General features: G+C 37.9%; 10 protein-coding genes and 2 pseudogenes. 9 read left to right on the top strand and 3 right to left on the bottom strand.

Annotated features, from left to right (window positions below; genetic code table 11):
* Positions 1-285: 285 nt before the first annotated feature.
* The 9 genes and pseudogenes from KIV10_RS13550 to KIV10_RS13515 all read left to right on the top strand — a co-directional run bounded on the left by KIV10_RS13550 (position 286) and on the right by KIV10_RS13515 (position 6943).
* Positions 286-870 carry a hypothetical protein gene (locus KIV10_RS13550; RefSeq protein ID WP_214114639.1) on the top strand — a complete coding sequence of 195 codons (585 nt, stop codon included), beginning with the start codon at positions 286-288 and terminating at the stop codon, positions 868-870.
* Positions 871-960: 90 nt separating this feature from the next.
* Positions 961-1005 (top strand): annotated as a pseudogene (locus KIV10_RS14100) (hypothetical protein); the annotation flags it as partial.
* A gap of 30 nt (positions 1006-1035) precedes the next feature.
* Positions 1036-1197, top strand: a complete 162-nt coding sequence (locus KIV10_RS13545; RefSeq protein ID WP_246516316.1) for a hypothetical protein — start codon at positions 1036-1038, stop codon at positions 1195-1197.
* A 243-nt stretch (positions 1198-1440) separates the two neighbouring features.
* A complete protein-coding gene (locus tag KIV10_RS13540) occupies positions 1441-2127 on the top strand; it encodes a leucine-rich repeat domain-containing protein (RefSeq protein ID WP_214114635.1) in 687 nt (228 codons plus the stop codon).
* Between the two features lie 156 nt (positions 2128-2283).
* The gene (locus KIV10_RS14015) at positions 2284-3096 is read left to right on the top strand and encodes a M23 family metallopeptidase (RefSeq protein WP_214114633.1); all 813 of its coding nucleotides are present in this window, start codon (positions 2284-2286) and stop codon (positions 3094-3096) included.
* A gap of 113 nt (positions 3097-3209) precedes the next feature.
* Positions 3210-3475: pseudogene (locus KIV10_RS13530) on the top strand (metallophosphoesterase); the annotation flags it as partial.
* 32 nt (positions 3476-3507) lie between these two features.
* Complete coding sequence (locus KIV10_RS13525; RefSeq protein ID WP_214114631.1) at positions 3508-4605, top strand: serine hydrolase domain-containing protein; 1098 nt, start codon at positions 3508-3510, stop codon at positions 4603-4605.
* A gap of 132 nt (positions 4606-4737) precedes the next feature.
* Positions 4738-5532, top strand: a complete 795-nt coding sequence (locus KIV10_RS13520; RefSeq protein WP_214114629.1) for a sulfite exporter TauE/SafE family protein — start codon at positions 4738-4740, stop codon at positions 5530-5532.
* Between the two features lie 70 nt (positions 5533-5602).
* The gene (locus KIV10_RS13515) at positions 5603-6943 is read left to right on the top strand and encodes an MBL fold metallo-hydrolase (RefSeq protein ID WP_214114627.1); all 1341 of its coding nucleotides are present in this window, start codon (positions 5603-5605) and stop codon (positions 6941-6943) included.
* A gap of 104 nt (positions 6944-7047) precedes the next feature.
* Here the strand turns inward: KIV10_RS13515 and KIV10_RS13510 are convergent, their stop codons facing one another.
* From KIV10_RS13510 to KIV10_RS13500, 3 genes are read right to left on the bottom strand one after another with little or no spacing between them, the layout of a single operon-like run.
* Positions 7048-8589: an acyl-CoA carboxylase subunit beta gene (locus KIV10_RS13510; protein WP_214114625.1), complete on the bottom strand. Its 1542-nt coding sequence runs from the start codon at positions 8587-8589 to the stop codon at positions 7048-7050.
* A 1-nt stretch (position 8590) separates the two neighbouring features.
* On the bottom strand, positions 8591-10042 hold the full coding sequence (gene accC, locus KIV10_RS13505; RefSeq protein WP_214114641.1) for an acetyl-CoA carboxylase biotin carboxylase subunit: 1452 nt from the start codon (positions 10040-10042) through the stop codon (positions 8591-8593).
* On the bottom strand, positions 10038-10532 hold the full coding sequence (locus KIV10_RS13500) for an acetyl-CoA carboxylase biotin carboxyl carrier protein subunit (RefSeq protein WP_214114624.1): 495 nt from the start codon (positions 10530-10532) through the stop codon (positions 10038-10040). The genes accC and KIV10_RS13500 overlap by 5 nt, the downstream gene beginning before the upstream one ends.
* Positions 10533-10691: the final 159 nt, after the last annotated feature.

Below are 10691 nucleotides of genomic sequence, written 5' to 3'. Positions count from 1 at the left end.
ATCAATGTTGCCGAAGTCTAAAAGCTTCACCGTATAACATAACCTTACTCCGCTCTTTTGTTCTTTCTGATTAGTACTTAAAGTTAACTGATTTAGTAAAAATCAAACTTAAGATGTATAACCGCAATTTGCTTCGCCTGTTCTCACTGCGTACTCGGGTCGGCGGATTCGACTACGTCCGAATCAACTCGGAATTACTAAAGTCAGTGCTTAACCGAAAATTAAAGCATATAGACCATAATGAATGTTATACGAGTCTGTTACTAAACATTTGAAAACCGAATAATGAAAAAACTTCTGATTTTAGTTTTAATATTTTTTATTTTATCAAGTTGCGACCGAAAAAAATCGGACATAACTCAATCTGATTTTGAACAGATAAGCGAAATAGAATTGGTAAAAAAAAACAAAGAAATCGATACAATTAGTAATTATTGGGCCATAATGCTCGACACATTTTCAAGCAAGAAAGATTTTTATATTTCGGATTTAAAGCATACTCTTGAATTAAAAACTTACAGTCTAAACGACAGCTCAATAGTCAGGAATTTAGCTCAAGATGGAGAACGAGGCTATTTGGACCATTCTCACAAAATGGTAACTGATTTTAAACTTTTGAGTAACTCAACTGTTGATAAAAAACAAATCGACAGAACTGACTTTAAAGAAGTTCTGATTCCTGAATTTTACGCCAATTGCAATCTTTTCGCAACAGAAATTGACAGCATTGTGAACAACAATGTTTATCTTACCTCGGACTTGGTTGTTCCAGATACCGATAATCAATGGAGAGTTTGGTATTCAATCAAGATAAACAAGAACCAATTAGGAAAATTGGAAATTATACAATCTGATTATGTTGGATTATAAATATTATTGGCAACCCTGAATAATCTATTCAATTGAAACTAAGATTTTACATTTTGATTTTAGCACTCTGTTTTTCTTGCAAAAACAATTTTGACAATTTCTAAAACTTATTATGAGAACGGGCAATTAAAACTCGTGCAAGTTTTTAATCTTGATACTGTTTCTATGAAAAAAAGTGGGATTCAAATTAGCTATTATTTAAATGGAAAGATTCAAGATGAGATTACTTACGTTGAGGATACATTCAATATCAAAAGATACGATGAAAGTGGCGCAATCTTACGTAATGAAAAGAATGTTTTAATAAATCCGGACACAAAAATCTAAACTGCACTAAAGCATTTACCACCTATGCTCCAGACCCCACCGCGCCCCTGCGGGAAAAAATTGCCCAACTGGAACACGAAAACCTATTGCTTAAAACCCAAGTAGAAACCCTCTTACAAGTAGCGGGCAAATGATGGGTTTGGTTATATTTGGGAAAAAATTTAAATAATGTGGGGTGATGTTCATGTGATGGGGATATTATATATGTGTATATTAGGGGAATATTAAATAGGCTAGGAGAAAATGAGCTTTATAAATGAATTTTTTTTTAGAAAATTTACTGATTTCGATAGAGCTTTAAAGAATCCAAAAAAAGTCAGAACCCTTAAATTAATAATATCTGCTACTGATTTTAATGATTATAGTAATCAATTAAATTTATTTATAAATCTTAGAGAAATAAGTATCCACGTATCAGTAAACCATTCTAATCGTTTTCCAATAGAAATTGGTAATTTGAATAATCTAGAAAAAATTACGATTTTAAATTACCCTCTAACTGAGTTCCCAAAGTGTTTGGTTAATTTACAAAATCTTAAATATTTATGCTTAAGAGGAAATGAAATAGAAGAAGTTCCTGAGTTTAAAAAAAAGGTTTTTCAAAATCTAAAAGTTTTAAAACTTGAAAATTGCGAATTAAAAAGAATACCCGAATTTGTAGCTGATCTTAATGAACTTGAAGTCTTATCATTTGCGATAACTAAACTCAATACAATTTCAGAAATAAAATTGCCAGAAACTATTCAAGAATTAAATGTAAGTGGAACAATGATAAGTTCAATAAATAAAAAGAATTTACCCGGATGCTTGAAAAAATTAATTCTGAACAATAGTCTATATAACTTTGAGCAGAGTAAAGTTGATTATAGAGATATTAAAAAGCTAGAATCTACAATTCCACATGTAAAAGTTATTAAATATATTTATTAAAATATTTCCCCTAAAAACGGTTTTATAAAATGGCGGGGCTTGGTGATTTTTGAAGATTTTTGAAATTTTTCGGTATATTTATTTTGTTCCGTGGGAGTAAAACCGCCACTTCATAAAGACGGCGCGACGTTTGGAAATAATTTAAAAAGGAACCAAATGAAAAACTATTTACTTTTAACATTTTTATTGATTACTTCATTATGTAAAGCTGAACAGAACGTCAAAATATACTATGAACAAATTGAAAATGGTTATAACGTTTACGCTGATAATGATGAATTTTGCCCTGTAAGTATAAAGATTGACTTTACTGTCACTAATTTAAATATAGATGGCGGAAACAATAATATTTATGTTGTGAATGCAGAGGATAAAAAGCAACTTCTTACATCGCTTACCGTTTCTAAAAAAGGTAAAGCCTATAAATTTTCCTATAAGTATTGGACAAATTACGGCAAACACAACAATAAGGAATATGATGAAAATTACATATATGACTTGCCTTTTAAAACCTCAAATAAATTTAAAATTTATCAAGGTTACAATGGAACTTTTTCTCATCAAAATGAAAATTCTTTAGACTTCACAATGCCTGTTGGAACAGAATTAACTGCTATTAGAGAAGGTGTAGTTATTAAGGTAATAGAAAAGAACAACAAAAATTGTGGGCAAGAAGAATGTAAAAAATATAACAATCTTATAATAATTTATCATTCAGATGGAACTTTTGCTGAATATACACATATCAAGCAAAATGGCTCAAAAGTAAAGGTAGGAGATAAAATCTCAAAAGGTCAATTGATTGGATATAGTGGAAATGTAGGCTGGAGTATCGGGCCACATTTGCATCTTGTAATATTCAATCAAAATATAGACAATAGAGAAACTTTGAAAACAAAATTCAGAACAGGTGATGGTAATACAATTGAATTCCTAACTGAAAAAGAAGAATATTCAAGAAACTATTAAAAACTACGCCCGACCATGGCAATAAGTAATTGCTTGTTCTCGCCTATCCCGAAGCAAGTACGGGACAAACTTTCAAAAACTGCAAATTTTATAATATTACCGATTTTCACCCAATGGCGCTATGCCATAACCCAGATGTTTGCGATCTGGATGTTTGGAATGGGTACCGAGGTTGGATTTTGTCTGGCCATACGCATAGTGCAAGCCCCCATTTTTAAATCCACCTATGCTTCCCGTACAAAACAAGAAATATTCACAAGGCGAAATCGACCTAAATGACGGCAGGACTTTATACATAAACCGCGCTGTGGGACACTTGTGGCAAGTGAGGTTTAACGTAAGGCCCGAAATAACTATTTTTGAACTTGAAAAAGCGTAAAACTCTCGCGTTGGGCTTAACCCTATCCTAAAATGAAAATAAAAAAAGTATTATTACTGCTTGTAATTTTTGCAACATTTACCTCATGCAAGGTGGGTCGTTTTATTGTCTATAATTTTGCAGACATACATGATAACAAAAAATTTCCCGCAAGACAGATTGAAAGCGCAAACACAAAGTTTTATTTTCAAACTGCGGAAAAAGGAAAGGTTCCTAGGGAAATAAATGTTGATGGAACAAAATATCCTTTTGAGGAATACATACAGAAAAATAAAACGGTTGCTTTTCTTATAATTAAAAACGACACGCTTCAATACGAAAAATATTTTAGGGATTACAATTCTTCCTCAATTGTTCCCTCCTTTTCAATGGCAAAATCCATTACTTCCATTTTGATTGGCTGTGCCATTGATGACGAACTTATTGAATCTGTAAACGACCCGGTGACAAAGTACATTCCAGAATTGAAAAATACTGGGTTTGATACCGTAACCATTGAACACTTGTTACAGATGACCTCAGGCCTTAAATTCAATGAAAGTTATTCAAACCCCTTTGGCGATGCGGCAACTTTTTACTACGGTACAAACTTGAGAAAAGCAATTGGCAAAATGAAATTAAACTCACAACCCGGAAAAAAGTTTGCATACGTAAGTGGAAACACCCAACTTTTGGGATTGGTTTTAGAAAGAGCGTTGAAGGACAAAACGATTTCGGCATATCTTGAGGAAAAACTTTGGAAACCCTTGCAAATGGAATTTGACGCATCCTGGAGCTTGGATAAAGAAAACGGATTGGAAAAAACATTTTGCTGTATTAATGCCACCGCAAGGGATTACGCAAAGATTGGTAGACTCTATTTAAATAAAGGCAATTGGAACGGAAAACAGATTGTATCTCAGGATTGGGTTGAACGATCAACTAAAATAGATACAGCCCAAGGCAGTGCACAATTCTATCAATATCAATGGTGGTTGCCAAGTAAAACTGGTGATTTCATGGCTCAGGGAATTTTGGGCCAGTACATTTATGTGCATCCTGAAAAGAATTTAATTATAGTGAGGTTGGGAAAAAACGAAGGTAATGCTAATTGGTGGGAAATTTTAGCGAGTATGGGACAGGCCTATTAAATGATCCATAGTTTTCTGACCAATATTTTAAGTTTTGATAACACTTTTCTATAATTCCCAACTTCAAAAACCCACAATCCCAAAAGGAATTTCCCAAAGAATGTGTAACCTTGCAATGAATTTTTTAGATGAATGATTGAAATTGTAGGATACATAGGTGCCTTGCTCGTGGGCGTAATTTTGGGGCTTATTGGTGGCGGAGGTTCCATTCTTACCGTACCCATTATGGTCTATTTTTTCTATCTGGATCCCGTGGTAGCAACTGCATATTCGTTATTTGTGGTGGGCACCACTGCCTTAATAGGCGCTGTACGAAATATGTTCAAAAAAATGGTAGATTTTAGGACCGCCATCATTTTTGCGACTCCGGCTTTTATTTCAGTGTTTATTACCCGTAGATACCTTATTCCTGCAATACCGCAAACGCTTTTTTACGTTGGTGATTACGCTATTACCAAAGGCATAGCCATTATGCTTTTTTTTTCTATCGTTATGGTGTTGGTAGCTATAACGATGATTCGCAATAAACGCCCCGAACCGGAAGCGGGAATATCCGTTTCGTATAACTATCCCATAATAGTGATTCAAGGGATTGGGCTCGGGTTAATTACCGGAGCGATTGGCGCAGGTGGCGGATTTCTCATTATTCCGGTGTTGGTTTTATTGGCCAAATTGCCCATAAAAAAAGCGATTGCCACTTCGCTGCTCATCATTGCCATTAATTCGTTGATAGGTTTTACGGGTGATATCGCCACGTTGGAAATTGATTGGCCTTTTCTGTTATCTTTTACCGCACTGTCCATAATTGGGATCTTTATAGGAATTAGGCTTAACCATTTTATCAATGGAAAAAAACTGAAGCAAGGTTTTGGCTGGTTTGTATTACTGATGGGAATTTATATTATTTTGAATGAAATCGTAAATTAGGTTTATGACCAAAATCCTCTTTTCCCAAAACCAATATCATTATTTTTGTAATCTGAAAAATTGAAACTCCATGACAATCAAACAATTTGAATATAAGCCCCTCGCCCACTTTTCGTATGCAATAATCAGTGACGGACAGATGGCTCTGGTGGACCCACAAAGAGATCCGCAGCAATATTATAGCTACGCCGAAGAAAACAACGCAAAAATTGTAGCTGTTTTTGAAACACACCCGCACGCAGATTTTGTTAGTTCCCACCTTCAGATTCATAAAGAATGTGGTGCAACGCTTTACGCGAGCAAAAAAATGGGGGCCGGCTATGCGCACAAATCCTTTGATGATGGAAGTGAAATTACCATTGGCAAAGCCACCTTCAAGGCCATTAACACACCCGGCCATTCTCCGGATAGCATTACTATTGTTGCTTCAGAAAATAATGAAACCGCTCTTTTCAATGGGGACACTCTATTTGTGGGTGATGTGGGCAGACCCGATTTGCGTGAGAACGTGGGCCATATGACGGCAAAACGGGAAGAATTGGCAAAGGCCATGTACCATTCCATTCAAAATAAATTTAATGATCTGCCAGATAATGCCCTTGTTTTTCCGGCTCACGGCGCAGGGTCATTATGCGGAAAAGGGATGAGCGCAGATGCCACATCCAGCACGTTGGGTAATGAACGCATGGGAAATTGGGCATTCAAGAAACAGACCGAGGCAGAATTTGTTTCACATCTGTTGGATTCGCAGCCTTTCATTCCACACTATTTTGGTTACAATGTGGACATAAACAAAGAGGGCGCTGAAATTTTACAGAAATCAATCAGCACGATTCCCGTAAAACTGAATGTTTCTGAGGTTGAAAAAGATGCTGTAATCATTGACGTTCGAGCGGCTGCAGACTTCAAAAAATCGCATTTGCCGGGAAGTTTCAATATTATGGCCATTTCAGATAATGCCCAATTTGAAACTTGGTTGGGCTCCATTGTTCGCCCTGAAGAAGATTATTATTTGGTTGTAAATTCTTCGGAAGAAATCCAAAAAATCTTGAACCGTGTAGCGAAGATTGGCTACGAAAAAAATCTAAAAGCCGTAATGACTTTAGCAAAAACCGAAATGGAAAGTTCTGCGGAATTGCCCTTGGAAGACTTCAGAAATAATACAGAAAAATATACTATTATCGACATAAGAAATGATGGCGAGGTCGCCGATGGAAAATTCTTTGAAAGTGCGCTTGCCATTCCGCTACATAGGTTACGCGAAAGTATTTCGGAAATTCCGCAGGATAAACCTATAATCGTCCACTGCGCAGCGGGCTTTAGAAGCGCCGCCGGCAGCAGTATAATTGACAAATCCATAGACAAAGTACCAGTTTACGATCTTGGCGAAAATATTAAGGATTTTAAGTAGGATTTTTCTACATCAATTTTTTTAATGTAGCTGAAAAATTTTCTGGTTTTCTAATATAAAAGAATCAAGAAGTAATATTTTACTTTTGAATGCATTCGAGAATTTTAAAGAGGAATATTCCCATGTTTTCTATTAGGACGCACAACGTCTTTGGTCTCCAGCATTGCGAAGGCTTTCAATAATTTCCTACGTGTTTCCTTCGGTTGAATTACCTCATCAATAAAACCGCGTTGGGCGGCTTTAAAAGGGTTCGCAAATTTCTCAGCATATTCAGCTTCCTTTTCTGAAAGTTTCAACTCGGGATTTTCGGCAGCAGCAATTTCTTTTCTGAAGATAATTTCGCTCGCACCTTTGGCTCCCATTACAGCAATTTCTGCCGAAGGCCAAGCAAAATTCATATCGGCACCTATGTGCTTGCTGTTCATTACATCATAAGCGCCGCCGTAAGCCTTACGGGTAATTACGGTAACGCGCGGCACGGTGGCCTCGCTTAAGGCGTAAAGCAGTTTTGCCCCATTCAAAATAATACCGTTCCACTCTTGATCTGTTCCCGGCAAAAACCCAGGCACGTCTACCAATACTAATAATGGAATGTTGAAACAGTCACAAAAACGCGTAAAACGTGCGCCTTTTTTTGAACTATCTACGTCCAATACGCCAGCCAGACTCATAGGCTGGTTGGCAACTATACCGATACTTCTGCCGCCAATCCTCGCAAAACCCACAATTATATTGTCCGCATAATCTTTATGAACTTCAAAAAAGGAATCAGTATCAATGATACCAGAAATAACCTCATGCATATCATAAGGTTTGTTGCTGGAATCCGGAACAATATTTTCCAATGCTTCACGAACTTCATCGCCCATTTCAAAAGGCAAACTTTCGGCCATCGACTTATTATTTTGCGGAAGATAGCTTAATAAGGTTTTTATTTGTTCAAGACAAACAATATCATTGCTGGCCGTAAAATGGGTAACACCGCTTTTGGTAGCGTGGGTTCTCGCACCCCCCAATTCCTCTGATGTCACATTTTCATTGGTAACCGTTTTTACCACATTTGGCCCGGTTACAAACATATAACTGCTGTCCTGAACCATTAATGTGAAATCTGTCATCGCCGGAGAATACACCGCACCACCGGCGCAAGGGCCCATTATAGCAGAAATCTGCGGAATTACCCCTGAAGCTTGTACATTTCTGTAAAAAATATCCGCATAACCTCCCAAAGACCGCACACCCTCCTGAATTCGTGCGCCCCCGGAGTCATTTAACCCAATTATTGGGGCGCCTACACGAACGGCGTGATCCATTATCTTACAGATTTTCTCTGCGTGCGTTTCCGAAAGAGCGCCACCAAAAACCGTAAAATCCTGAGCAAATACGTAGACCAATCGTCCATTTACAGTTCCGTAACCTGTTACTACCCCATCTCCATAGTACACTTCCTTCTGCATATCAAAATCGGTAGTTCTGTGCGTTACCAAAATTCCCATTTCCTCAAAGGAACCTTCATCCAGTAAATATTCCACGCGCTCCCTGGCAGTAAGTTTTTTCTTTTCGTGCTGCTTTGCTATGCGTTTTTCGCCGCCGCCCTTTTTTGCTTCGGCAATAATTTCTTGCAGTTTTTTATTATTGTGCGTCATTTTAATACTTGGATGTTTTTGGCAATCTTAATTTTTCTGAATCTTTTCTATACTGTTGCAGGGCGAAAAGCGCCGCCACCTTTGCTTCAGCTTTGTTTAAATCATTTATTTTTTCTTCAGACCAATATTTCTTTACAAAATTGGTATCAAAATTTCCACTTTTGAAAGCTTCGTGCTCAAATACAAATTTACCAAAAGGCAATGTGGTACTTACACCTTCTACTTCATAGTGTGCAATAGCCTCAAGCATACTTTGAATGGCCTCGTTTCTGGTTTTTCCGTAAGTAATCAATTTTGATAACATTGGGTCGTATTGAATGGGCACTTGCATACCCTCCGTAAATCCATCATCCACGCGAATGTTTGCGCCGCTTGGCGGTCTGTATGTTTCAAGTTTCCCCACGCTTGGCATAAAATTTTCCAAAGAATCTTCCGCATACACGCGCAATTCCACGGCGTGCCCTTTGATTTTTAGATCTTCTTGCGTGAATGCCAATTTTTCGCCATTTGCAATTTTTATTTGTTGCGCAACCAAATCCAATCCGGTAATCATTTCGGTTACGGGATGTTCTACCTGCAGGCGCGTATTCATTTCAAGGAAATAAAAATTATGCTCGTCGTCCAGCAAAAATTCCACCGTGCCAGCACCCACGTAATCACAAGCCTTTGCAACGTTAACTGCCGCCTCGCCCATTCTATTTCTCAATTCTGGTGTTAACACAGATGAAGGGGCCTCCTCTACCACTTTTTGGTGGCGCCGCTGTATGCTGCACTCACGCTCAAAAAGATGTACGGTATTGCCAAAAGTATCTGCCAAAACCTGAATTTCAATATGGCGTGGAGAAGTGACGTATTTCTCAATAAAAACCGAGCCATCGCCAAAGGCAGATTCTGCTTCGCTGATGGCGCGTTTCATTTGTTCTTCCAGTTCCTCAGCCTTTTCAACGATGCGCATTCCCTTTCCGCCACCGCCGGCAGAAGCTTTTATTAAAATGGGAAAACCAATTTCTTTTGAAATTTCCCTCGCTTTGTTTACGTCTGAAATGGCATCCTCCGTCCCGGGAACCATAGGAATGTTATAATCTTTTACAGCATCCTTTGCCGCAAGCTTGCTTCCCATAATGCGTATGGCGTGCGACTTGGGACCTATAAAGATAAGTCCGTTTTTCTCCACGCTCTCCGCAAACTTGGCATTTTCGCTTAAAAACCCGTAGCCCGGGTGAATGGCGTCCACGTTGAGATCTTTAGCAATCTGAATTATTTTTTCACCCAAAAGATAGGATTCATTTGAAGGTGGCGGGCCTACGCAAATGGCTTCATCAGCAAATTTTACGTGCGGTGCATTTCTATCTGCTTCAGAATAGATGGCAACGGTAGTAATGCCCATATTGCGGGCGGTTTTCATGATGCGCAGAGCGATTTCGCCACGGTTGGCAACCAGTATTTTCTTAATCATTTTCTTTTTCAAATTCAATTAACAGCATTCCTTTATCAACGGTGTCCCCTTTTGAAATAGTTACCGATTTCACTTTTCCGTCCCGGGGAGCGGTGAGCGCATTTTCCATTTTCATGGCTTCAAGTACGCATACGTAATCGCCTTTTTTGACCGAATCACCTTCAGCAACGTTTACTTCCAAAATTAGGCCCGGCATGGGCGCGTGGATTTCATCTGCCGCCGAAGCATTGCCAAGCGAGAGACCCATTTCGGCAATGAGCGCGTCCAGTGCGTTTTCAATTTTAACCTTATAAAGATTGCCGTTGATTTTTAGGGTATATTTTTTTTGATGGAAATTACTTTCTAAAATTTCAATTTCCAGGGATTTGTTGTTGTAGATAACATTTGCGCTCTTCTTTTCGGAAACGATATCAAGATTTTGCAAATCTTCCTTTGTTAGCTGAAAGTCAAAAGTTTCATTGACTACTGCATTAAATTTTTCTTCCATTTATAGAAATTTTGATAAAGATAGTATTTGTGAGAGTATTACGCCAATAACCCTACTGGAGAAATTTTAAAAATGAGTGGTGGGTTGGGCGTTGAATTGGTCGGGTTGGGCTTTGAATTGATCGGGTTGGGTAATGAAATGGCCGGGGATTCCCGGCCA

Source organism: Aequorivita echinoideorum (genome assembly GCF_018476645.1).
GTDB classification, from domain to species: Bacteria; Bacteroidota; Bacteroidia; order Flavobacteriales; family Flavobacteriaceae; genus Aequorivita; species Aequorivita echinoideorum.
Note: the sequence above shows the minus strand (reverse complement) of the source record. Positions and strands in the feature narration are given on the sequence as shown.